This window comes from Streptomyces sp. NPDC018000, from assembly GCF_044328025.1.
Classification (GTDB): Bacteria; Actinomycetota; Actinomycetes; order Streptomycetales; family Streptomycetaceae; genus Streptomyces.
In genome coordinates this window covers 173109-196403 of the sequence record NZ_JBIRGM010000002.1, presented here as the reverse complement: position 1 = coordinate 196403, position 23295 = coordinate 173109, and the positions used below count along the sequence as shown (strand labels likewise).

24 protein-coding genes and 3 tRNA genes are annotated in these 23295 nt (G+C 69.1%); 11 read left to right on the top strand and 16 right to left on the bottom strand.

Features of this window, described 5'->3' with window-relative positions:
- Positions 1-196 precede the first annotated feature (196 nt).
- Positions 197-667 carry an SSI family serine proteinase inhibitor gene (locus ACH4EW_RS05445; RefSeq protein WP_398251730.1) on the bottom strand — a complete coding sequence of 157 codons (471 nt, stop codon included), beginning with the start codon at positions 665-667 and terminating at the stop codon, positions 197-199.
- A 237-nt stretch (positions 668-904) separates the two neighbouring features.
- Here ACH4EW_RS05445 and ACH4EW_RS05440 point away from each other — a divergent pair.
- The 3 genes from ACH4EW_RS05440 (at position 905) to ACH4EW_RS05430 (ending at position 3182) form a co-directional block, all read left to right on the top strand.
- A tRNA-Ser gene (locus tag ACH4EW_RS05440) sits at positions 905-995 on the top strand.
- Positions 996-1267: 272 nt separating this feature from the next.
- Positions 1268-1340: transfer RNA gene (locus ACH4EW_RS05435), tRNA-Arg, on the top strand.
- Between the two features lie 387 nt (positions 1341-1727).
- Positions 1728-3182, top strand: a complete 1455-nt coding sequence (locus ACH4EW_RS05430) for an FG-GAP and VCBS repeat-containing protein (RefSeq protein WP_398251727.1) — start codon at positions 1728-1730, stop codon at positions 3180-3182.
- A gap of 236 nt (positions 3183-3418) precedes the next feature.
- On the opposite strand, the gene ACH4EW_RS05425 is transcribed toward ACH4EW_RS05430, so the two are convergent.
- A complete protein-coding gene (locus ACH4EW_RS05425) occupies positions 3419-3592 on the bottom strand; it encodes an integrase (protein ID WP_398251724.1) in 174 nt (57 codons plus the stop codon).
- Between the two features lie 259 nt (positions 3593-3851).
- On the opposite strand from ACH4EW_RS05425, the gene ACH4EW_RS05420 reads away from it, so the two are divergent.
- From ACH4EW_RS05420 to ACH4EW_RS05395, 6 genes are all read left to right on the top strand, one after another.
- Positions 3852-5336 (top strand): hypothetical protein, encoded by a 1485-nt coding sequence (locus ACH4EW_RS05420; protein WP_398251721.1) that lies wholly within the window; start codon positions 3852-3854, stop codon positions 5334-5336.
- Between the two features lie 118 nt (positions 5337-5454).
- Positions 5455-6336 (top strand): DUF2797 domain-containing protein, encoded by an 882-nt coding sequence (locus ACH4EW_RS05415; protein WP_398251719.1) that lies wholly within the window; start codon positions 5455-5457, stop codon positions 6334-6336.
- Positions 6337-6386: 50 nt separating this feature from the next.
- Positions 6387-7265, top strand: coding sequence for an amidohydrolase family protein (locus ACH4EW_RS05410; protein WP_398251716.1), 879 nt, complete (start codon positions 6387-6389; stop codon positions 7263-7265).
- Positions 7266-7347: 82 nt separating this feature from the next.
- Positions 7348-8088, top strand: coding sequence for a response regulator transcription factor (locus ACH4EW_RS05405; protein ID WP_398251713.1), 741 nt, complete (start codon positions 7348-7350; stop codon positions 8086-8088).
- Positions 8089-8367: 279 nt separating this feature from the next.
- Complete coding sequence (locus tag ACH4EW_RS05400) at positions 8368-9897, top strand: MFS transporter (RefSeq protein WP_398251710.1); 1530 nt, start codon at positions 8368-8370, stop codon at positions 9895-9897.
- 95 nt (positions 9898-9992) lie between these two features.
- Positions 9993-10751 (top strand): TetR/AcrR family transcriptional regulator, encoded by a 759-nt coding sequence (locus ACH4EW_RS05395; RefSeq protein WP_398251707.1) that lies wholly within the window; start codon positions 9993-9995, stop codon positions 10749-10751.
- A 123-nt stretch (positions 10752-10874) separates the two neighbouring features.
- Here ACH4EW_RS05395 and ACH4EW_RS05390 read toward each other — a convergent pair whose 3' ends face one another.
- From ACH4EW_RS05390 to ACH4EW_RS05380, 3 genes are all read right to left on the bottom strand, one after another.
- The gene (locus ACH4EW_RS05390) at positions 10875-11690 is read right to left on the bottom strand and encodes a YceI family protein (protein WP_398251704.1); all 816 of its coding nucleotides are present in this window, start codon (positions 11688-11690) and stop codon (positions 10875-10877) included.
- Positions 11691-11901: 211 nt separating this feature from the next.
- The gene (locus ACH4EW_RS05385) at positions 11902-14397 is read right to left on the bottom strand and encodes an MFS transporter (RefSeq protein WP_398251701.1); all 2496 of its coding nucleotides are present in this window, start codon (positions 14395-14397) and stop codon (positions 11902-11904) included.
- 23 nt (positions 14398-14420) lie between these two features.
- Positions 14421-14942, bottom strand: a complete 522-nt coding sequence (locus tag ACH4EW_RS05380; RefSeq protein ID WP_398253271.1) for a MarR family winged helix-turn-helix transcriptional regulator — start codon at positions 14940-14942, stop codon at positions 14421-14423.
- A 562-nt stretch (positions 14943-15504) separates the two neighbouring features.
- Between ACH4EW_RS05380 and ACH4EW_RS05375 the strand changes: the two genes are divergently transcribed.
- Positions 15505-15723, top strand: a complete 219-nt coding sequence (locus tag ACH4EW_RS05375; RefSeq protein ID WP_398251698.1) for a hypothetical protein — start codon at positions 15505-15507, stop codon at positions 15721-15723.
- A 39-nt stretch (positions 15724-15762) separates the two neighbouring features.
- Here the strand turns inward: ACH4EW_RS05375 and ACH4EW_RS05370 are convergent, their stop codons facing one another.
- The 9 genes from ACH4EW_RS05370 to ACH4EW_RS05330 all read right to left on the bottom strand — a co-directional run bounded on the left by ACH4EW_RS05370 (position 15763) and on the right by ACH4EW_RS05330 (position 21449).
- Entirely contained in the window at positions 15763-16572 is an 810-nt protein-coding gene (locus ACH4EW_RS05370; RefSeq protein WP_398251696.1) for a hypothetical protein, read from the bottom strand.
- Positions 16573-16639: 67 nt separating this feature from the next.
- Entirely contained in the window at positions 16640-17506 is an 867-nt protein-coding gene (locus tag ACH4EW_RS05365; protein ID WP_398251694.1) for an RNA polymerase sigma factor SigF, read from the bottom strand.
- Positions 17507-17741: 235 nt separating this feature from the next.
- Positions 17742-18632, bottom strand: coding sequence for an RNA polymerase sigma factor SigF (locus tag ACH4EW_RS05360; RefSeq protein ID WP_398251691.1), 891 nt, complete (start codon positions 18630-18632; stop codon positions 17742-17744).
- Between the two features lie 195 nt (positions 18633-18827).
- Entirely contained in the window at positions 18828-19121 is a 294-nt protein-coding gene (locus tag ACH4EW_RS05355) for a Dabb family protein (protein WP_398251688.1), read from the bottom strand.
- Positions 19122-19130: 9 nt separating this feature from the next.
- Positions 19131-19295, bottom strand: coding sequence for a hypothetical protein (locus ACH4EW_RS05350; protein WP_398251685.1), 165 nt, complete (start codon positions 19293-19295; stop codon positions 19131-19133).
- 514 nt (positions 19296-19809) lie between these two features.
- Positions 19810-19897: transfer RNA gene (locus tag ACH4EW_RS05345), tRNA-Ser, on the bottom strand.
- Between the two features lie 78 nt (positions 19898-19975).
- Entirely contained in the window at positions 19976-20497 is a 522-nt protein-coding gene (gene tadA, locus ACH4EW_RS05340; RefSeq protein ID WP_398251682.1) for a tRNA adenosine(34) deaminase TadA, read from the bottom strand.
- A 9-nt stretch (positions 20498-20506) separates the two neighbouring features.
- A complete protein-coding gene (locus tag ACH4EW_RS05335) occupies positions 20507-21052 on the bottom strand; it encodes a hypothetical protein (protein WP_398253268.1) in 546 nt (181 codons plus the stop codon).
- 187 nt (positions 21053-21239) lie between these two features.
- Positions 21240-21449: a hypothetical protein gene (locus ACH4EW_RS05330; protein WP_398251680.1), complete on the bottom strand. Its 210-nt coding sequence runs from the start codon at positions 21447-21449 to the stop codon at positions 21240-21242.
- Between the two features lie 103 nt (positions 21450-21552).
- Between ACH4EW_RS05330 and upp the strand changes: the two genes are divergently transcribed.
- On the top strand, positions 21553-22188 hold the full coding sequence (gene upp, locus ACH4EW_RS05325; RefSeq protein WP_383759876.1) for a uracil phosphoribosyltransferase: 636 nt from the start codon (positions 21553-21555) through the stop codon (positions 22186-22188).
- A gap of 32 nt (positions 22189-22220) precedes the next feature.
- Here upp and ACH4EW_RS05320 read toward each other — a convergent pair whose 3' ends face one another.
- Positions 22221-22814, bottom strand: a complete 594-nt coding sequence (locus ACH4EW_RS05320; RefSeq protein WP_398253265.1) for a LytR C-terminal domain-containing protein — start codon at positions 22812-22814, stop codon at positions 22221-22223.
- Positions 22815-22978: 164 nt separating this feature from the next.
- Positions 22979-23275 (bottom strand): type II toxin-antitoxin system VapB family antitoxin, encoded by a 297-nt coding sequence (locus ACH4EW_RS05315; RefSeq protein ID WP_072488263.1) that lies wholly within the window; start codon positions 23273-23275, stop codon positions 22979-22981.
- Between the last annotated feature and the right edge of the window lie 20 nt (positions 23276-23295).

The following is a 23295-nucleotide window of genomic DNA, read 5'->3' as shown; positions in this document are numbered from 1 at the left end:
TTACCGCACCTTGCCGACAGCGGGCCCCATCTTGCCCCTCGGGCCGCGGACTGTCACGGAAGGAGTCTAAAGGCAGGGGAGGGGCATGGGGCGGCGGATGGGAGGGAGCTCTCACCAAGGTTCTGTGCATACGGTGTACGACTCCAGCCCGTCATGCCTCGCTCGACATGCCCCGGGCAGGGTTGTGGACTCCTGCTCATCGGACGTTGGGGAGCACCGGCCGCAGAGCGTTCCAGCGCGAGATCGCGCAGCCGTCGGCCCGGTCGAAGGCCGTATCGATGCTCCTTCCCCGCCAGGTCCCGGTGACCCGTGCGGTGGCCGGACCCCCGAACTGCTGGGTGCACATCGCGTCCCCGGGCACCGGAGCGAACGGGTCCGTGCCCTCGCCCGCCAGCTCCTCCAGCCGGTCACAGGCCTGCTGCGCCGCCGGATGGCTGCCACCCGTCGGTCCGCACTCCAGCTCGAAGACGCCCTCGGCCGCGGGATACCCCGTGCCCGAGACCGTCACCGTCAGCCGGGTATCGGTGTCGTCGCCGTGCAGCACGGACAGCGGCAGCGACGTCGGCAGCGGCAGCGGAAGGGGGGCGGTGGCCGCGGTCGCGGCAGGCGTGGCGGCGGACAGCGCGGCGAAAGACGCGACGGCGGTGAGGGCGAGGCGACGCAACATGCGGACTCCTGTGCTCGTGCACTTCGGCGGGAGGGTCAAGGCAGCGGATGGAGCGGACGGAAGAACGGGGAGGCGGCGCCTCCCTCACCACTAACGCTCCGCACGCCACGGCGTTGCGCAACCGCATGCGCTTTGCCCTCGTGCCCGACTGCCTAGTACCGTAGGCAGCGATTGGTGACGCAGCACTCAGCTGTGTCATCATCTGCACACACCACTCGCGCTCGCGTGAGGTGTGCTGGAGGCGTCGCCTAGTCCGGTCTATGGCGCCGCACTGCTAATGCGGTTTGGGTCTTAAAGCCCATCGAGGGTTCAAATCCCTCCGCCTCCGCTTCATCACCGAAGCCCCGTGTCACTGACACGGGGCTTCGGTCGTATCCGGGCCCGGGCGGCCCGGATGCGACCCCGCGGTGGCGCACGGCTTGCTCGGGCTTCCGGTCGGACAGTTACCCGCGGCGCCGCCAAACGGGGCGTTTTCGCAGGTCAGAGGTGGTGCGGCTAATGGATTTCGCGCTACGGCGCAGGTCATGTAATGTTGTTCCCGCAACGCCGACCAGGCAGAAAAGCCCGGGAGGTAAAGCAAGCGGCCAACACCGCGAGCAAGCACTCGTAGCTTAACGGATAGAGCATCTGACTACGGATCAGAAGGTTGCAGGTTCGAATCCTGCCGAGTGCACACAGCTCAAAGGCCCCCTGGACATCGTCCAGGGGGCCTTTGGCATCAGCGGGTGGCATCAACGCGTCCGGAATCCACGCTTAGCTAGTCGGAGCATCAGCATCTCTCGGGCAATCAGCGCAGACGAGACGGAGAGGGTGCCCTGGGCCTGGAGCAGCGTGGGCGACGTCCCACAGCAGGCCGTGCCCGATCTCGGCAGCGCGTCGCAGCTCGTACCGGCGGCCGCCCGGTGCCGCTGACGGTGTGAGCACCGGTTCTCCCTGTTGGAGAGCTGTCCTACAGCTGTCCCAGAGCGTACGTACAACCATTCGGCCGCCGCGTACGTCGTAGAGCGCAGTCGATCAGATCAACAGGCCGCTCACAGCACGTTCTCGACAATGGAGACCCATGCACGCCAGACGTACCGTCCTCGCTGCTGCCGTGGCCCTCGCGGCAGCGGTCTGCACACCGCTCCTGACGGCCCCTGGGGCGTCGGCGGCCCCCGCCAAGCTGTCCGACGACTTCAACGGCGATGGCTACCGCGACTTCGTCATGCTGGGCGGCTCGCACGGCAAGGACGGCCGGGTCACCGTCGTCTACGGCACGTCGTCCGGTCCGGGCACTCGCGTCCAGATCATCCACCAGGACTCGCCGGGCATCCCGGGCGCGGTGGAGGCGGAGGACGGGTGGGGAACCGCCGCCACCACGGCCGACCTCGACCGCGACGGCTACGCCGACCTGGTTGTCTCCTCGCCCGGCGAGGACGTTGGCGACGTGCAGATGCGCGGCGGGCTGACCGTCGTCTGGGGCAGCGCGAAGGGCCTCGGCTCGGGCACGGGCTTCAACTCGCCGGTCCCGCAGGAGTACGAGCACTCGGGTGACGTGTTCGGCGAGGATGTGGTGTCCGGCGACTTCGACGGCGACGGGGACCAGGACCTGGCCGTTACCAGCAACAGCCGGGCGGGCGTGGTCCTTTTGAAGGGCCCCTTCACACGCACCGGCGGTAAGAGCGGCTGGGACTCTCTGGGCGGCTCCTACGGCTACCTGTGGGCCCCCAACCTGGTCGCCGGCCGGGTCACCGCCGATGCCGCCACCGACCTGTACATCCTCGGCTCCGACCTCCAGGGCGGCACCAGCGACCTGGACCTGCGGGCCTACTTCCACCGCGGTGGCAGCACCTTCACCCAGCGCGCGGGCGAGCTGCGGGTGCCCGACGACGGGGGCCACCAGGGCGGCGACATCCTCTCCATCGGCGACTTCGACAAGGACGGTTACGGCGACCTCGCCATCGGCCGCGGTTACGAGCGGGGAGATGGCGAACGCGGTTACGTCACCGTCCAGTACGGCGGCTCGAACGGTCCCAACACCGCCCGCAAGCCGGTCAAGTTCACCCAGAACACCACCGGCGTGCCCGGCTCCTCCGAGAACGAGGACTACTTCGGCTCCGCCATTGCCGCCGGCGACGTCAACGGCGACGGCTACGCGGACCTCGCCGTCGGCGCCCGCGGCGAGGACCTCGGCACCAAGCGCAACGCCGGCGCGGTCACCGTCCTCCTCGGCCGCGCGGGCGGCCTGTCCGGCACTGGCGCCAAGTCCTACACCCAGGACACCTCCGGCATCACCGGCACCGCCGAGACCGAGGATCAGTTCGGCGCCCACCTCAAGCTCACCGACTACACCCGCGACGGCCGCGCCGACCTCATGATCGACACTAACGAACAGCTGGGCTACCAGGACCGCTGGGGCCTCGTCCACCTGCTGAAGGGCTCCGGCTCGGGCATCACGACGACGGGCTCGAAGTCGTACTCCGTGACGTCGCTGAAGCTGTCGTATATGCGACTGGGCGGGCCGTTCGCACGCTGAGCCCGCTGACCGCTGAGGAGCGCTCCACAGCCAGCCCCCTGCAACGGGCCAATGAAGTTGTGACAGACCACATGATCCGCGTGCGCACCCGCCTACGGATCAGAAAGTTGCAGGTTCGAATCCTGCCGAGTGCACAGCAGACCGGAGGCCCCCAGGAGAAATCCCGGGGGCCTCCGGCTTATGCCTTGACGGCAGTGGTTGACGGCAACCGCTTCGAAGGACCGCCGCCGGACCGATCAGACGACTACGAGGACACCGGCCGCGCTGTCGTCATCGTCCGACCCGTTGCCGTCACCCCTCAGCGCGTCCCCGACGCGGTCGAAGGCGGACCGCTGGGAGTCCAGCCGCACGAAGGTGTAGATGTTCGTGGTCACGCGGATCGAGCTGTGGCCCAGGACCTCCGTGATCATGCGGGCGTCGGCGTTCTGTTCGTAGAGCAGGGACGCGCACGTGTGGCAGGCCGTGGAGGTGGACCTTGCGGACGCCGGAGCGGGCGCACAGGGCCTCGCCGGAGGCCGATGCGGAGCGGGCGCAGCCCTGAGACGGGAGAGAACCGCGCACAACCCTGAGGGCTTCTCGTGTGTCCAGTAGGGCGGCTGAGCTTCAGGTGCTGTCGCTCCAGTCGCTTCGCGGTCCCTGCAGTCCCCGTCCTTCCGCCAAGGAGTCTCCTTGCACAGAGCAGCCACGGCCGCCGCCGTGCTCGCCCCCCTCCTCGCCGTCGCCCTCCTCCCGACGACGGCTTCCGCGACCAGCCCTTACAAGGGGGCCAATACCGCAGCCGTCCAGGACGATTTCAACGGTGACGGCTACCGGGATCTGGCTGTCGGCGCGCCCTACGCAGCCAATGGCAGCGTGGAGGAAGCCGGCGCGGTCGTCGTCCTGTACGGGTCGGCCTCATCAGTGGGCACCACGCGCCGGACGGTCATCACGCAGGCGACCTCCGGGATCCCCGGCGACCCCGAGGACAGGGACGCCTTCGGCACGACGGTCGCCAGCGCCGATCTGGATCGGGACGGGTACGCGGACCTGCTTGTCGGCACCCCGAGAGAGCAGGTCGGCGACAAGAAGCTCCGGGGCTCTGCGACCGTCGTATGGGGTGGGCCCGGCGGGCTGACGGGCGGTGCGGCCATCTCTCCTCCAGCCGGATACGGAGACGGCAGGACGTACTGTGGCTTCGGGAAGTCCCTCGCCACAGGCGACATGAACGGGGACGGCGCCCCGGAGGTGAGTATCGGCTCGCGCTGCAACGGCGCCTCCTATACCGGCCCCTTCACCCGTACCGGCAAGGCCGCCTCCAACTACCAGGAATGGCGCGTCGGCGATGCCCGTGGCGTGGTGATGGGCGATGTCAACGGCGACGGCAGAGCGGAGCGTTTCTGGCTGCCTGGGCCCTCGGACGACGACCTTCGCGGACCTGTGTACGTCGACAACGGTCCCCCGAGCGGCGGCGAGTTTGTCAATTGGCCCACCAAACTTCCCTACGCCGACGGCCACGCCGGCCAGATCGGTGACATCAACGGTGACGGCTACGGAGACCTCGTCACTGGTATCGCGCGTGACGATTCCCTTATGAACGCGACCGGCGCGGCGCACCGCGGTGGCGAGATCCAGGTCCTCTACGGCAGCGCGCAGGGCATCACTGCCGACCAGCGGCCAAAGGTCTTCCACCAGAACACGGCCGGAGTCCCGGGAACGGCTGAGGACGGCGACCAGTTCGGACAGTCGCTCAGCGTCGGCGACGTCAACGCCGACGGGTATGCCGACGTCCTCGTCGGCTCTCCCGGCGAGGCGGTCGGCACGCTCAAGCTTGCAGGCACGACCGTTTTGCTGCGCGGCTCCGCCTCCGGCCTGACCACAACCAAAGCGGTCGGATACACCCAGAACACGGCCGGCGTGCCCGGCACTGCAGAGTCCGGCGACCAGTTCGGCGCGACCGTCCACCTCACCGACCTCAACAAGGACGGCAAGGCAGAGACGATCGTCGGCATACCCACCGAGAACAGCGACGGTTGCCTGTGGACCGCCCGTGGCTCGGCGTCCGGTCCGGTCCTGAGCAATTCGGTCAACCTGTGCGGCAAGAACGCCGGAATCACCGTCCGCAGTACCAAGGGATATTTCGGGGCCGCCCTGACGAGCCCTCACATATCCGACTAGGGCGTACGGCCAGTTGCGGGTTCGAATCCTGCCGAGTGCACAATGGCAGGAGGCCCCGGATTCGTCCGGGCGCCTCTTGGTATTCCCTCCGCCTGAAACGGAATCCGGGAGTTCGCGCATGGGGTGGCAGTGCACCGGGCTGCGATGGCCCGACGCGCAGGGGGCGCCCGTGCTCGGGTGGCGGCGGGGCGGGGCCGTTCGGGTGAGTGCGCCGGCCTACGGGACGGAACTCGGGTTCCGGGCCGTGGGGGAGCGATGCTGCGTCGGGGCGCGCGGGAATGTGTGTCCGGTGGGGGCCGCGGTGTCGGGGCGGAGCACGGGGGCGCGTTGTCCTGAGTGCGCGCGGCTGGACCGGGCGCACTCGGTTGCCGCTGACACGATCGCCGATGACCCCCGGACGTACCGCGTGTATCTCGCCTGGTTCGGGCCGGGGATGGTGAAGGTCGGGATCACCGCCGAGGAGCGGGAGGCGGCGCGGCTGCGGGAGCAGGGGGCCGTGGTGTTCAGCTGGCTGGGGAGGGGGCCGTTGATGGCGGCGCGGCGGACCGAGGAGCTGCTGCGGTCGGCGCTCGGGGTGCCGGACCGGATTCCGTACGCCAGGAAACGGGCCGTGCGCGCGGTGCTGCCGGGGGCGGCGGAGCGGCGTGCCGAGGTGGCGGAACTGTACGGGCGGGCCGCGGCGCTGGAGGGGGCCGGGTGGCCCCAGTCGCTGGAGCGGTTGCCGTTCGATGCGGTCGATCACGCCGGGCTGTTCGGGCTGGACGGAGAAGTCGAAGTGGGGTGGGCGGTCACCGAGTTGGTGGACGGGGGCGTGGTCGCGGGGCGGCTGGTGGCGGCGGCCGGGCCCGATCTGCATCTGGAGACGGTGGCGGACGGGGTCGTGGTGCTGGATACCCGGCTGATGACCGGGTGGGAGCTGGCGGGCGCCGATGCGCAGGCACGGGTGGGGGTGCCGGTGGCCGACATCGGGGCCGGTGGCCTGCAGGGCGGGCTGTTCTGAGATCGTCGGTCCCGCAGGGCCGGAGAGACCGGACGGGAGAGGGGTGCGGGATGAGTGGTGACTGCGACGACGTCATGCGGTTCTGGCAACGGCTGGGGCTGCCTGGGATCATCGATGTCCATACACACTTCATGCCGGAGCGGGTGCTCCGCAAGGTCTGGGCGTACTTCGACTCCGCGGGGCCGCTGACCGGAATGGAGTGGCCGATCGAGTACCGGCACGACGAGGACGAACGCCTCGCCCTGCTGCGCTCGTTCGGCGTGCTCCGGTTCACCTCGATGCTCTATCCGCACAAGGCCGGCATGGCGGCCTGGCTGAACGGCTGGGCGGCCGACTTCGCGCGCCGGGTGCCGGACTGCCTGCACACGGCGACGTTCTTCCCGGAAGAGGGCGTGGAACGGTACGTACGAGAGGCCGTGGAGGCGGGGGCGCGGGTCTTCAAGTCGCACCTTCAGGTCGGCGCGTACGACGCCAACGACCCGCTGTTGGAGCCGGTGTGGGGGCTGCTCGCGGAGGCCGGGGTTCCGGTGGTGATGCACTGCGGCTCCGGGCCGGCGCCCGGCAAGTACACGGGGCCCGAACCGGTCGGCCGGCTGCTTGCCCGGCATCCGCGGCTGCGGCTGATCGTGGCGCACATGGGGATGCCGGAGTACACGGAGTTCCTGTCGCTGGCCCAGACGTACCCGGAGGTACGGCTCGATACGACGATGGCGTTCACGGATTTCACCGAGGACTTCACGCCGTTCCCGGTGGCCGAGCGGGGGCGGCTCGCGGCGCTCGGGGACCGGATTCTGCTGGGGACGGACTTCCCGAACATCCCGTATGCGTACGCGCATCAGCTGCACGCGCTGGAACGGCTGGAGTTGGGGGACGACTGGCTGCGCGCGGTCTGTCACGGGAACGCGAGCGCGTTGTTCGCCGTGGACTGACGGTCCACGAAGGGCAGCTTTTCTCAGAGAAATCACAGAATCGGGAAAGGGCTCTCTCAGAGGAGCCTCACAGGGTTGAGGCATGACGACGACGACCTCGCCCCAGGGGCGTACCGAACTGCTGAGGGCGGATCGCAGCCCCGTCCGTGTGCTGGTGGTGGACGACGAGGCTCCGCTTGCCGAGCTGCTCTCCATGGCCCTGCGTTACGAGGGCTGGGAGGTGCGCAGCGTCGGGGACGGGGCCGGCGCCATACGGATGGCACGCGACTTCCGGCCCGATGCGGTGATCCTCGATGTGATGCTGCCCGACACGGACGGGTTCGCCGTGCTCGGCAGACTGCGGCGGGAGCTCTCCGAGGTCCCCGTGCTGTTCCTGACCGCGCGCGACGCGATGGAGGGCCGGATCGCCGGGCTCACGGCGGGCGGCGACGACTACGTCACCAAGCCGTTCAGCCTGGAGGAGGTAGTGGCGCGGCTGCGCGGTCTGATCCGGCGGTCGGGTACGGCGGCCGTACGCAGCGAGTCGACCCTCGTCGTCGGCGATCTGATGCTCGACGAGGACAGCCACGAGGTGAGCCGGGGCGAAACGTCCATCCACCTCACGGCGACCGAGTTCGAGCTGTTGCGCTTCCTGATGCGCAATCCGCGGCGGGTGCTGAGCAAGGCACAGATCCTGGACCGGGTGTGGAACTACGACTTCGGCGGGCAGGCGAACGTCGTCGAGCTGTACATCTCGTATCTGCGCAAGAAGATCGACGCCGGGCGGTCGCCGATGATCCACACCAGGCGCGGGGCGGGATATCTCATCAAGCCGGGTGAGTAGGCGCGCGGATCGAAGCGATCGAAGCGGGGGTACGGGACAGTCCTTGGCCCGGCGCCGCAGCAGCAGCGGCGGCCGATGCGGTGGGCGCGAGGGCGGCCCCCGGCGGGCCCGTTGCGATGAGCACTTCCGCCCTACGACGACGCGGTGACATGCCACTCCAGTCCTTGCCGGATCAGCGGCGAGCACGGTAACGCGCGGAAATGAGCTGTACACCGTATGGGGCGAGCTATACGGTGTACAACTCATGCTCGTGCACCGTATAAGGCATCAGGAGTCCGCATGACGGCGATCGCCGCCGAGCAGAACCACCTCTCGCCGCCCAGCCACCCGCAACGCTGGCTGATCCTTGGCGTCATCTGCCTCGCCCAGCTCACCGTGCTGCTCGACAACACCGTTCTCAACGTCGCGATCCCCTCCCTCACCCGGGAGCTGGACGCCTCCACCGCCGATGTGCAGTGGATGATCAACGCCTATTCGCTGGTCCAGTCGGGACTGCTGCTCACGGCCGGCAGCTCCGCCGACCGCTACGGACGCAAGAAGATGCTGGTCGCGGGGCTCGCCCTGTTCGGCATCGGTTCGCTGGTGGCCGGACTGGCCCAGACGTCCGCGCAGCTGATCGCCGCGCGCGCGGGCATGGGCATCGGTGGTGCGCTGCTGATGACGACGACCCTGGCCGTCGTCGTGCAGATCTTCGACGACTCCGAGCGGGTCAAGGCGATCGGCATCTGGTCGACCGTCAGCTCACTCGGCTTCGCCGTCGGCCCGCTGGTCGGCGGAGTGATGCTCGACCACTTCTGGTGGGGCGCGATCTTCCTGATCAACATTCCCGTCGCGCTCATCGGTCTGGCCGCCGTCGTCCGGCTCGTTCCCGAGTCCAAGAACCCCAGTGGCGAGCGCCCCGACCTGCTCGGCGCGCTGCTCTCCACCATCGGCATGGCATCCGTCGTGTACGCGATCATCTCCGGCCCGGAACACGGCTGGACGTCGGGCCGGGTGCTGCTGACCGCCTTCGTCGGGGTCGCCGTCCTCACCGGGTTCGTGCTGTGGGAGCTGCACATCCCGTACCCGATGCTGGACATGCACTTCTTCCGGAACCAGAAGTTCATCGGGGCGGTCGCGGGCGCGATCCTGGTCGCGTTCGGGATGGGCGGCTCGCTGTTCCTGCTCACCCAGCAGCTTCAGTTCGTCCTCGGTTACGGGCCACTGGAGGCCGGTCTGCGTACGGCTCCGCTGGCGCTGAGCGTCGTCGCGCTCAACCTGACCGGACTGGGGGCCAGGCTGGTGCCCAAGCTGGGGACACCCGTCACCATCGCGGCCGGGATGAGCCTGCTGGCCGCCGGCCTCGCCGCGATCGCGCTGCTCGGCGGCAACGGTTACGGCGGCATGCTGCTCGGCCTGGTCGTGATGGGCGCGGGCATCGCGCTCGCCGGGCCCGCCATGGCCAACGCGATCATGAGCGCCATTCCGCCGGAGAAGGCCGGCGTGGGCGCCGGGGTCAACGGCACGCTCGCCGAGTTCGGCAACGGTCTGGGGGTCGCCGTCCTGGGCGCGGTGCTCAACTCCCGGTTCGCGGCTCTCGTGCCGGCGGCCGTCGGGGCCGCCTCACTGCCCGCCGCGCTCGCCTCGGCCACCGACGACGGCGAACGGGCACGGATCACGGACGCCTTCGCCTCGGGACTGGAGACCAGCCAGCTGGTCGGAGCGGCGGCGGTACTGGCGGGCGGCCTGCTGGCCGCGGCACTCCTGCGCCGCGCGGAGCGGGCAGAATCTGCTCGGGCGGACTCGGCCGAGCAGGTGGCAGCGGCATAGCATCGAGGCGGGGTGCATCGGACCGTACGAATCCGCTTCGTGCGCACGGGTACGTATCCGGTGCATTCCGCCGAGCAAGACGAGGAGAGTGCGCCATGGTGTCCGCGGCCGACCGTGTGAAGAACCCTGCCAGGACCAGTGTGTGGCTGGAGCAGAGGGCACCGTCGCGCACCCGTAAATCGGATCAGCCGACCGGTCTCGACCGCGACAGGATAACCGCGGCCACGGTCCGGCTGCTGGACGCGGAGGGCCTCGCCAAATTCTCCATGCGACGGCTTGCCGCCGAGCTGGACGTCACCGCGATGTCCCTCTACTGGTACGTGGACACCAAGGACGATCTGCTGGAGCTGGCCCTCGACTCGGTCTACAGCGAGATCGCGTCCCCTCGCGAGGACGCGCACTGGCACGACCGGCTGCGCGAACTGGCCACCTCCTACCGGGAATTGCTGGTCCGGCATGTCTGGGTGTCGCCGCTCGCCGGTCACTTCCTCAATATGGGCCCGTACTCGATGCTGTTCTCGCACGCCATCCAGGACGTGATCCGGGCGACGGGGCTGCCGCTGCACCAGCAGACGGGCGCGCTCTCCGCGGTCTTCCAGTTCGTGTACGGATTCGGCACCATCGAGGCCCACTTCGTGCAGCGCAGCGCGGAGACGGGGGTCAGCCAGGACGAGTTCTTCCAAGAGGCGCTGGGCGCCATCCGGAGCCAGCCGCAGCTCAGCCGGATCGTCGAGTCCTCGCAGGACCTGATGGACGCCCGCGGCGGCGACACGGTCGAGGAGATGCGCGACCGGGACTTCACCTTCGCCCTGGACCTGCTGATCGCGGGCATCGAGGCGATGCGGGACCGCTGAGACCATGTTCGTCCCTCAGTACCCGCGCCCCACATCCACGGCCGTCCCCGGCACCCGCGCCTCCGCCATCGGCGGTGCGTCGCAGTGCCGGGTGCCATGTCCGCAAACCTTGCCGGTCACGCCCTAGGACGGCAGGGATTCACCCTGTACGGCCTGGATGTCGAGCTGCACCCGCAGCGTCGTACCGATCGCCGAGATGCCCGCCTGCACCACCTGGTTGTAGTTCATGGCGAAGTCCTGGCGGCGCAGCTCCGCCGTTGCGCTGAAGGCCGCACGCACCCCGCCCCACGGGTCCGGACCCGTCCCGAGGTAGCTCAGGTTCAGGTCGATCGGGCGCACGACGCCGTGCATCGACAGCTCGCCGTGGACCAGCCAGCGGTCGGGTCCTGCCGGGGTCAGCCCGTTCGAACGGTACGTGATCTCCGGGAACCGGTCCGAGTCCAGGAAGTCCGGCGAACGCAGGTGCTTGTCGCGCATGCCGTTGCCGGTGTCGATGCTGGCCGCACTGATGACGGCGTCGACCCGGGACTGCTCGACGTCCTTCGCGATCTCGATCCGGCCGTCGAACTCGGTGAACCGGCCGTGCACGCTGGAGATCCCCAGGTGCTGCGCGACCGCGCCCACCGAGGAGTGCGCCGGGTCCAGCGACCAGACGCCCGGCGGCGGCAGCTCCACGCCGCCCTGGCGGGCCAGCACCACCGTGCCGGCCTCGACCCGTCCGCTCGCGGTGACGAGGGCGGTGGAGGCGGCGGGGGCGTACCCGACCGCCGTGACGATCACCGTGTACGCACCGGCCTGCAAGGCCGTGTCGGTCCGTACCGCCCCGTCCTCGTCGGCAGTGGCCCGCAGTACCTGTGCGCCGGTCATGTCGGTGACCGTCACGACCGCGTGCTGGACCGCCCAGCCGTCCGGCGTCCGTACCTGTGCGCGAAGTCCCATCCCGTTATCTCTCCTTGCTCAATGACTCAATGAGTCGGACCCCGGGGCGGGGGCGACAGACCGTCCCCTGCCTGCCGTCCCCGCCACCGGGGCCCATTTCCACCGGCCGGTACAGCATCTCCGCTCGAAACGCCGCCCCGCCGGGGGTTTGTGGTTGTACGACCTCGCCCACGATTGTCAGCGACGTCGCCGCCAATCGTGGGCGAGGCCGTCACTCGCCGGGGTGGGCGAGCTCGATGTCGTGGCCCTCGATCCCGCGACCGGCCACGGTCAGCGCGCCGGCCACCGGCGGGTAGCCGGTCGCGACGACCGAGTACTCGCCCGCGTCCAGGTCGGTGAAGGCGTACGCCCCGTCGTCCCCGGTCGTCGAGGTGGCGACCACATTGCCCGCCGCGTCGACCAGCGTGACCCGGGCGTCCGGCAGCGGCCGGCGGCCGGAACCGGCCCGCACGACGCCCTGCACCAGCGCACCGGACTGCAGTGCGGCCTCGACACGGGTGACGCCCTGGCCGCCGATCTCCACCGGCAGCGCCAGTGGACGGAACCCTGCGGCGTTCACCGCGACGGTCACCGAACCGGGGACCAGCTCACCGAAGGTGAACTCGCCCGTCTCACCGGACGTGCCGGTGGCCAGCACATCGCCGCGCACATCGGTCACGACGACCATGGCACCTGCGACCGGCGCAGCGGTCTCGGCGGTCCGCACGGTTCCGGCCAGGCCGCTCGTACCGGAGAGCAGGATGTCGTACGAGAGCGGCTCGTCACCGACGACCACGGTGGACGCATGCGGCTGGAAGCCGTCGGCGGACGCGATCAGGACGTAGCTGCCGGAGCCCGGCGCGTCCAGAGCGTAGCTGCCGTCGGTCCGGGCGACGGAGCGTCCCAGCTGCCGGCCGTCAAGCGAGATCAGTGTGACGGCGGACTGTGCGACGGGTGCGCCCTCGGCGCCGCGCACCACACCGTGCACGGCCGAGCCCTGCAGAGTGGCGACCGGGGCTTTCGGCGTGTCGGCCGAGGAGGCCGGGGTGGCCTGGGCCGTTGCCCGGGAGACCGGCGCGGCAGCGACGGCCGGAACCTCGACCGCCTCCGCGACGGGGACCGCGGCTGTGGCCGGGACCTCGCTCACGGCGTTCGTCTTCAGCGCGACCTCCTTGATGAAGATCGTGACCAGGAAGGCGATCAGCGCGGCCGGAGCGGCGATCAGGAAGACATCGCCGACACCGTGCCCGTAGGCGCTCTCCACGATCGTCCGGAACGGTGCGGGCAGCGTGTCCAGGTCGGGGATGCCTCCGCCACCGGTGCCGCCGTGGCCCAGGGCCTCGCCCTTGGGGCCGAGCGCCGCGAGACCTTCCTCGACGTAGTGGGTGACGCGGTTCGCCATGACAGCGCCCAACGCCGAGACGCCGATCGCACCACCGAGCGAACGGAAGAAGTTGACGACCGAGCTGACCGAGCCGAGGTCGGACGGATCGACCTGGTTCTGCGCGGCGAGCACCAGGTTCTGCATCATCATGCCGATGCCGAGACCCGTCACGGCCATGAAGACCGCGATGTGCCAGTACTCGGTGTCGTACCGGATGGTGCCCAGCATCCCGAGCCCGGCGGTGACCAGGAAGCCACCCGTGACCAGCCAGGCCTTCCAGCGGCCCGTCCTGGTGATGATCCGGCCGGAGACCGTCGAGGAGATGAACAGACCCGCGATCATCGGGATCGTCATGATGCCGGACATCGTCGGCGACTTGCCGCGCGCCAGCTGGAAGTACTGGCTGAAGAAGACGGTGCCCGCGAACATCGCGATGCCGATGAACAGTGAGGCCAGCGAAGCCAGCGTGATGGTGCGGTTACGGAAGAGGCGCAGCGGGATGATCGGCTCGCCGGCCCTGGACTCGACGACGAGGAAGAGCGCGGTGAGCGCGGCTGAGCCGGCGAGCATCGCGGCGGTCTGCCAGGAGAGCCAGTCGTACTTGTTGCCCGCGAAGGTCACCCAGATGAGCAGCAGCGACGCGGCGGCGCTGATGAAGAACGCGCCCCACCAGTCGACCTTGACCTGACGCTTCACGACCGGGAGCTTCAGCGTCTTCTGGAGCACGATGAGCGCGGCGACCGCGAACGGCACACCGACGTAGAAGCACCAGCGCCAGCCCATCCAGCTGGTGTCCGTGATGACACCGCCGAGCAGCGGACCACCGACGGTGCCGACGGCGTACACCGCACCGATGTATCCGCTGTAGCGACCACGTTCGCGCGGGGCGATCATCGCCGCCATCACGATCTGCGCGAGGGCGGAGAGACCGCCGATACCGATGCCCTGGATGACACGACAGGCAATCAGCATGCCGCTGCTGGTCGACATACCGGCGACGACCGAGCCCGCGACATAGATGATGAGCGCTATCTGGACCAGCAGCTTCTTGCTGAACAGGTCGGAGAGCTTGCCCCACAGGGGGGTGGTGGCGGTCATGGCCAGCAGCGAGGCCGTGACGACCCAGGTGTAGGCGCTCTGCCCGCCGCCGAGGTCGGAGATGATCTCCGGAAGAGCGTTGGAGACGACCGTGGACGACAGGATCGCGACGAACATGCCGAGCATCAGCCCGGCCAGTGCTTCCATGATCTGCCGGTGTGTCATCGGCGTGCCGGACGAGGCATCGGACGATCCCCCGTGCTTGGCGTGGCCGCCCCGCACACCGGTTGGTGTGGTCGTAGCCATTGAGTTCCTTGTCTTTGCTTCTGTTACACAGGTGTACGGGTGTGCGAGTCGTTGTCGCTGTCGGCAGGCCGGGAACGGCAGTCGCCGGTGTGCTTCCCGGGGGTGCACCCTCCTGGGCCGCGGCAGGCGAAACTGTCACGCAGCCGGGCCAGCAGCGTGTTGAGCTGACCGACGTCTTCGTCGGACCAGTCGGACAGGTTGTGGATGAACATGTCGGTGGTCCGCCGGTTCAGATCGTTGAGCACGTCGTGTCCGGCGGGGGTCAGCCGCAGGATGCGGGACCGCTTGTCCGTCGGGTCCAAGGACCGTTCGATCCAGCCACGCTCTGCCACATGGGCGACATGACGGCTGGTCACCGACATGTCGACGGCCAGCAGCTCGGCCAGTCTGCTGATTCGCATTTCGCCGTGCTCACGGAGAAGCGCCAGCACGGCGGCGGAGCCGCCAGGGCATTCGGCGGGCAGCATGCGGGCGAGACCCCGTTTGACGGCCCCGATGGCGCTGAGCTGCCGGGCCAGTTCTTCGTACTGACTCCGTACGGCCACGGGCCCCCCAGGCATCTCACGGTTCATCTTGTTGCTTAGGGCAACCATAGAATCTGTTGGTTGTCACAGGCAAACGAAATGAGGCTTGCATAAGTAAAGGAAAGCAAAAGGCTGGGTAGGGCCTGGGCCAAGCGCCCGGCGTGTGCGGGGCGCGGCGGGTGTGTCTCGTGCCACACCGGCGGTGTGGACGGCGGCCCCGGAACGGCAGTAGGTCCCGAGCGATAGTCGGGGCCCGGCCGTCGCCCCGCAGGGGCGTGGGGTGCCGCCGGACCGCTAGGGTCCTGCCCCATGGCATACAACCGTTTCTTGGCACCCGGCGCGAGGTGCTGTGCGTCTGGCGGGCCATCCCGAACGGTCTTGGATGACCTGGTTCTCCGCTTTCGCACCCCGGTGGCGGCACGTGTCACGCGCGTGATCCAGTCCGTGGCGGGCAGAGTCCCTGGCGCGAGAGGCGTCGAGCGTTGGCCGCAGGACCCTCTCCCACGTGACGACGTTACAGTTCCACAGACTTCATATCGCAGTATCCGACGAGCACTTAACCCGATCGAGTGGGAATGCATTCATGCGTAATCAGCCGCCGGTAAATGGCAACCCCCAGGGCCCCGAGGGCAATTACGACCCCGCGGGCAGCACTCAGATGTTCCGCGCCTTCGTCGACGAGGGCGAGCCGCAGCGTCGGCAGCAGCCGGCCGCCTCGTCCGGACCGAAGACCGGGGTGATCGTCACCGTCGTCGCGGTGCTCGTCGTCCTCGCAGCGGTCGCCTGGCTCGCGCTCGGCTGACCGGCGCACGGGTTCCTCCGTACCACCTGCCTCCACCCGTCACTTCGATACGGCGGTGACGTCCCGGGTCTCGACATGCATCCCCAGGGGCACCCGCCAGGCGTCCACGCAGACGGTGTACGTCTTCGTCCGCGCCGCTCCCGCGTCGATCGGCGCGGGCAGCGGCGCGGTCGACTCGATGGTCGCCCAGTCGACCCCCAGCCCGCCGATGATGTGCGTGGCGAAGGTGACGGTTCCCGAACGCGCCGGTGATCCCCCGGTGTTGCGGAACTTCAGGGTCACCTTCTCGCACCAGCGCTCATCCGCGGCTGCCCGCTCGGGGGCGCCCACCACCAGCACGGCGGGCCCCGCGGGCGTGGTGGGGCCGGGCGCCGACGGGGTGGCGGGGTCCGTGGAGCCGCCACCGGCGCCACCGGAGCCGTTCGTACCACCCGTACCGCCGGTCGTACCACCTGTACCGCCGACCGCACTGCCGGCGCCGCCGGCCGTACCGCCGGTGCCGGGCCCGGATGTGTCAGGCGTACCGGACGGCCGGATGGCCCCGTCGCCCGCAGCGCTCGTGCCCCCGGAGCCGTCGTCACCGGCCCGGGCGCCCGGCGAAGGCCCGCCGCCGTCGGCCCGGGCTCCGGCACTCCCACCGTCCTTGCCGCCCCTGTCCAGCGGCACCAGCGTCACCTTCCCCGACGGCGCTCTCCCGGGGCCCGCGCCCGCCGCGCCGACCGCCACATAGCCGTCGTCCGCCGCCCCGCCGCCGCAGGCAGCCAGGGCGCCGCCCAGACACAGCACGGCCGCCGAGGCGGCGATCACGGTGCCCCGGCGGCCGGTCGAGTCGAGTATCTGACGTCGCATCGCGCCAGTGTGGCTGACGGTCCGTCAATGCGGAACCCTTGTGCCATGTTGCGGCAGTCCACGGCGGTCAGTCGGCGATGAGTCCTTCCCTGAGCTGCGTGAGCGTACGGGTCAGCAGGCGCGAGACGTGCATCTGCGAGATGCCGACCTCCTCGCCGATCTGGGACTGCGTCATGTTGGCGAAGAACCGCAGCATGATGATCTGGCGTTCGCGCGGCGGGAGCTTGGCCAGCAGCGGCTTGAGAGATTCGCGGTACTCGACGCCCTCCAGCGCCGAGTCCTCGTATCCGAGACGGTCCGCGAGGGAGCCCTCACCGCCGTCGTCCTCGGGCGAGGGCGAGTCCAGCGAGGAGGCGGTGTACGCGTTGCCGACGGCCAGTCCGTCGACCACGTCCTCCTCGGAGACGCCGAGCGCCTTGGCCAGCTCGGGCACGGTCGGCGAGCGGTCGAGCTTCTGAGCGAGGTCGTCGCTGGTCTTGGTCAGCGCGAGCCGCAGCTCCTGGAGGCGGCGCGGGACGCGCACCGACCACGAGGTGTCGCGGAAGAAGCGTTTGATCTCCCCGACGACGGTCGGCATCGCGAACGTCGGGAATTCCACGCCCCGCTCGCAGTCGAACCGGTCGATTGCCTTGATCAGGCCGATCGTGCCGACCTGGACGATGTCCTCCATCGGCTCGTTGCGGCTACGGAACCGCGCCGCGGCGTAACGCACCAGCGGGAGGTTGAGTTCGATGAGTGTGTCCCGTACGTAGGCACGCTCCGGGCTGTCCGTTCCATCGGGGTCCGGTGCGGGCCCCAGTGCGGCGAGCCGCAGGAACAGGGAGCGGGACAGAGTGCGGGTGTCGATGGCTTCCGACGAGCTGGTGAGCACAACTGGTGCGGGTGCGCTCTTCGTGAGCGTGAGCACCTTCGAGCTGCCCTGTTCTGCGGACATGCCACCCCCTTGAGGTCGCGGACGGTCGCGTTGAGCCGCGACCATCGGAGGAACGCAGCCTCCACCTGAATACCGGAGGCGGCGCCACGGCAAACGCGGTTTCCGCAGAATGTCACATGTCGGCAACACGCTGTAGCGACATGTCGACAAGTTCCTGTGTCGTATGCGCAGTTAACAGGGGGTGTGCGGCATTTCGGTCGCCCGAACCGGACTTCGAGTGCTCTACCCGTTCCGGTTACGCCTCGATCCTGTTTGCGGATCGAAGTCGGGCGAAGCTACGGGCCAGCAGCCTTGACACATGCATCTGGGAGACACCCAGTTCGGCGCTGATCTGCGACTGCGTCAGATTGCTGTAGTAGCGCAGCAGCAGGATGCGCTGTTCGCGCTCGGGCAGTTGTACGAGCAGATGCCGGACCAGGTCGCGGTGCTCGACCCCCGCGAGGGCCGGGTCCTCGTAGCCGAGCCGGTCCAGGAGGCCGGGCAGTCCGTCGCCCTCCTGCGCGGCCTCCAGCGAGGTCGCGTGGTAGGAGCGGCCGGCCTCGATGCAGGCCAGCACCTCGTCCTCGGAGATTCTCAGCCGCTCGGCGATCTCGGCAGTGGTGGGCGAGCGGCCGTGAGCGGTCGTCAGGTCCTCGGTGGCGCCGGTGACCTGGACCCAGAGCTCGTGCAGCCGGCGCGGGACGTGAACGGTCCGTACGTTGTCCCGGAAGTACCGCTTGATCTCGCCGACGACGGTCGGCATCGCGAAGGTCGGGAATTGGACACCGCGTTCGGGGTCGAACCGGTCGATGGCGTTGATCAGGCCGATCGTGCCGACCTGGACGACGTCCTCCATCGGCTCGTTACGGCTCCGGAAGCGCGCCGCGGCGTACCGCACCAGAGGGAGGTTCGCCTCGATCAGTGCCGCCCGTACGCGGCCGTGCTCCGAGGTACCCGGCTCCAGGTTCTTGAGCTGTCCGAAAAGGACCTGAGTGAGCGCCCTGGTGTCCGCACCCCTGGTCCTGGCGGGCGGCGTCGTGCCGTCGGGCATCTCGGTCCGGACCGTCTCGACAGTCTCGTCGGTTTCGGGAGTCTGGGTGGTCTGGACGGTCTGGGGAGGCACTTGAGGCGCTGTACTGGCCGGCACGGTGACGCCACCCCTTTGCGGTCAACTTCGATCAACTCATCCGTCAAAAGCGGTCATAGCATCACAAGACATGTCCACTGTGTGCAAGCACCGTATAGCGTCGTGTTGGGTTCAACTTGGTTTAAACACTAAGAAAGCCCCTCGCCGTGGTGGCGGGGGGCTCAGGGGCCGGCGGGATCAGCCGGTGGGTCTGAATCAGAACGGATAGTCGGCGATCACCCAGGTCGCGAACGCGCGCCACTGCCCGGCGGCGGCCTGATGGGCGGGGTTCTCGATATAGCGCTTCAGAGCGTCCTCGTCGGCGACCGCGGAGTTGATGGCGAAGTCGTACGCGATCGGGCGGTCGGTGATGTTCCAGGCACACTCCCAGAACTCCAGCTCGGGAACCTTCCCTGCCAGCTCCTGGAAGGCCTTCGCCCCGGCGACGACCCGCGGGTCGTCCCGTTCGACGCCGTCGTTCAGCTTGAACAGGACCAGATGGCGGATCATGGGGTACTCCTACTTCACGAGCTCGGTCATGAAGTCCCCGACGCTCTGTGCGGCACTCGAAACGCCCTCGAATCCTATCTGGACAAGATCCGCCGCCCGGGCCGGGGACGTGATGATCGTGTACAGCACGAAGATGACTATCACGTAGAGAGCTATCTTCTTCGCTTGCACCATCAGCCCCTGCCTCCCCTTCGATCCCCTGTGCAGTCGGGCGATTCTATCCGCACGAATGGTCGTATCCGGCTGGTGATTCCGACCGTTCACACGGCCTTTAAGGACCAAGGACCTGGTGATCGGGGCCCTTCGTCCGCTCGTAGGGCTTCGGCGAGGCCGCAGGATGGACGGTGCGCCCGGCGGACCTGGCAGGAATCCGAAGGGCGAGGAACAGGACCTCGCTGTGGGGTTCTCACCGCGAGCCTTCCCCCTGGCTGCGGTGAGGGCTTGAGGAGCCTGTTCTCATCGGGGGAAGCGGCTTGTCCCCCCGATGCCGCTTCCCCCGACCGGACTTCGCGACCGTGGTCCCGGGTGCGACGACCGTCGCGCCCGGGACCACAGTCGTATCCGTATCCGTATCCCGCTCGCGAGGCGCGATCGTCGGCATGGCCGAGGATCTGAGGGGGCTGGAGTTGCACGAACGGCAGCAAAAAACCGCCCCCAACCTGTCTTTACAGGTCAGAGGCGGTTTTGCTGGCGGTAGCGGAGGGATTTGAACCCTCGGTGAGTTTCCCCACACTCGCTTTCGAGGCGAGCTCCTTCGGCCGCTCGGACACGCTACCGAGAGAGAGCTTAGACCATTCCGGCCGTCCGCCGAAATCCGATTCGCCGCAGCAGGCCGCGGATGCGGAAAAGCCTGGTCAGAGGTCGCGGAAGAAGGCCGTGAGCCGGTCGGCGCAGACGTCCTCCAGCACTCCCTGGATCACCTCGGGGCGGTGGTTGAGCCGCCGGTCGCGCATGACGTCCCAGAGCGAGCCCGCCGCCCCCGCCTTCTCGTCCCGTGCCCCGTAGACCACCCGGTCCACCCGGGACTGCACCAGCGCGCCTGCGCACATCGTGCAGGGCTCCAGGGTGACCACCAGGGTGCATCCGGACAGCCGCCATTGTCCGAGCGCCGCTGCGGCCCGGCGGACGGCGAGGATCTCGGCGTGCGCGGTCGGGTCGCCGGTCGCCTCGCGTTCGTTGTGTCCCGTGGCGAGCAGGGAGCCGTCCGGGCCGAGCACGACGGCGCCGACCGGCACATCGCCGGCCCGCGCCGCCAGGTCGGCCTCGGCCAGGGCGCGGCGCATATGCGCCCGCCACGGGTCTCTCACGGGATCGTGCGGGTCCCTTACGGGTTCGTGCGCTTCCGGCGGTCCTTGCGGGTGCGGTGCTTCGCTCACCCGCGGACCCTAACGGACGGTCTCCAGGACCTCGGCCGCACCCAGCGCGTCCGCGATCTCCACCAGCGCGTCCGTGCGCAGCATCAGCAGCTCCGCCTCGGGGAGCCCGAGGTCGGCCAGGATCCCGGTGTCACCGAGCGGGCCCGTCGGTACCGCGTCGGCATCGAGTTCGTTGTCGTTGTCGTTGTCGGGGGTGATGTCCGGCTCGCCGTCCTCCGTACCGTCGAGGCCGACGAGCTCTTCGAGGGCGGCAATCGTGTCCTCGGCCCCTGGTTCGCGGCCGAGCAGTTCATCGGTGAGCAGGATCTCGCCGTACGAGGAGCGAGCGGCGGCGGTGGCGTCCGAGATGAAGATCCGGGGGTCCTCCTCACCGTCCACCCGGACGACGCCGAACCAGGCGTCCTCCTGCTCGATGAAGACGAGCACCGTGTCCTCGTCCACCGAGGCCTCACGGGCCAGATCCGTCAGGTCGGACAGGGTCTCCACATCGTCGAGTTCCGTGTCGCTCGCTTCCCACCCGTCTTCGGTGCGCGCGAGCAGTGCGGCGAAGTACACCGTGACTCTCCCACTGGTCATAGGGGTGTCGGTCCGGCGGGAGGGCAGTCGGTGGCCCGGCTGCCCTGCGTCCCGCCCATCGGAATCGTGGCAGAAACATAGGCTTTGCGAGAGGAGTTCGGCCGTTGCGTCGGCCATCAGTTCTCCTGGACGCCGCCACCAGGGGGACACCGTGCCGCCGTCCGACCTACCAGCGGAAGGTCCGCATCCGCATGGCCTGGCGCATCCGGGCCGCCCTGGCCCGGCGCGGCTGGACCCGGTCGCGGAGCGCCTTCGCCTCATGCAGCTCGCGCAGAAACTGGGCGCGCCGCCTGCGGCGCGCCGCGTCGGCCTCCTCCGCGTTCTGCGGGGCCGGCGTGTCCGGCTGCTCCCGCTTTGGCTGTTGCCCGTCCGGCATCGGCTCATCACCCCAAGGCTGGCTCCGTGTGCCCCCACCTTCCCTCCGAACGTGTGGTTGATGCCAGCGCACGGGTGCGGGAGGCCCGGTTACTGTTGAGCCCATGCGGATCCACGTCGTCGACCACCCACTGGTCGCGCATAAACTCACCACCCTGCGCGACAGGCGCACCGACTCCCCGACCTTCCGGCGGCTCGCCGACGAGTTGGTCACCCTGCTCGCCTACGAGGCCACCCGGGATGTGCGCACCGAGCAGGTCGATATCGAGACCCCGGTCACACCGACGACCGGTGTGAAGCTGTCGCACCCTCGCCCCCTGGTCGTACCGATCCTGCGGGCCGGTCTCGGCATGCTCGACGGCATGGTGCGGCTCCTGCCGACCGCTGAGGTGGGCTTCCTGGGCATGATCCGTGACGAGGAGACGCTGCAGGCGTCCACCTACGCGACGCGGATGCCGGAGGACCTCTCGGGCCGCCAGGTGTACGTCCTGGACCCGATGCTGGCCACTGGAGGCACGCTGGTCGCGGCCATTCAGGAACTGATCAAGCGCGGTGCGGACGATGTCACCGCGGTCGTGCTGCTCGCGGCGCCCGAGGGCGTCGAGGTGATGGAGCGCGAGCTGGCGGGTACGCCGGTCACCGTGGTCACCGCCTCGGTCGACGAGCGGCTCAACGAGAACGGCTACATCGTCCCGGGCCTCGGCGATGCGGGCGACCGGATGTACGGCACGGCCGGCTAAGGGCTGGGCTGCCGGGGTCGACCCGGCAGCCGTCAGCAGGACGGTGCGGGGGCCGGCTTCGCCAGGGCGGCGAGCGCCGCGGCGGCCGCCTGGGGTGTGCTGAACGACTTGAACTTCGTACCGAGAATCAGATCGACGTCCGCCGTCTTGCGGGCGTCGGTCTTCGAAACGGTCCCCTGCAACTGCGTACCGAGGACCGGGAACGAGCCGTTCGTGGCCGACGGGGCGCCCAGCAGCACCCCCGGACCGGAGACCTTCTTGTCGTACGCGGCCGAGGCGTTCCCCACCTTGCCGATGGTGAAGCCGCGCTTCTTCAGCTCGTCGGCGGCCTTCTTGGCGAGCCCGCTGCGCGTTGTCGCGTTGTAGACGTTGACGGTGATCTTCGCGGGTTTCGGCAGCGCCTTCGCGGGCGCCGACGGCTTGGCTGACGGGCAGCCCGTCGTGTTGTCGGCGGCGCTGGCCTTCCCGGCGCCGCCCGTGAAGACATCGATGAGCTGCAGCGTGCCCCACCCGGCCAGCCCGAGTGCAACCACGGAAGTGGTGACAACGAGGATCAGTCTGCCCCGACGCCGGGGACGGCGCATGCGCGGGTACTTGTCGCCCGTGATGCGGTAGTTTCCGCCCATGCCGGGGGGAGTGAGCATGCTCATGGGCGCAGCGTAGTGCGACCCGGCGATGATGCCTACTAAATGATCAATGGATCGCGCCCGCCCGGGTGCGAAAGCACCCGAACGAACCCGGAGCGGCCCGCAGGGCTTGCGGGTCCGTGGAAGGAACCCGCCGGGCTCCGTCAGCCGAGTTCGAGTACCCGGGCGTGCAGTACTTGGCGCTGCTGGAGTGCGGCGCGGACCGCGCGGTGCAGTCCGTCCTCCAGGTAGAGGTCGCCCTGCCACTTCACGACGTGCGCGAACAGGTCGCCGTAGAACGTCGAGTCCTCGGCGAGGAGGGTCTCCAGGTCCAGATTGCCCTTGGTGGTCACCAGCTGATCGAGGCGGACCGGGCGCGGCGCGACATCCGCCCACTGCCGGGTGCTTTCCCGGCCGTGGTCGGGATATGGCCGCCCATTTCCGATGCGCTTGAAGATCACACGGAAAGCCTACCGGGCAA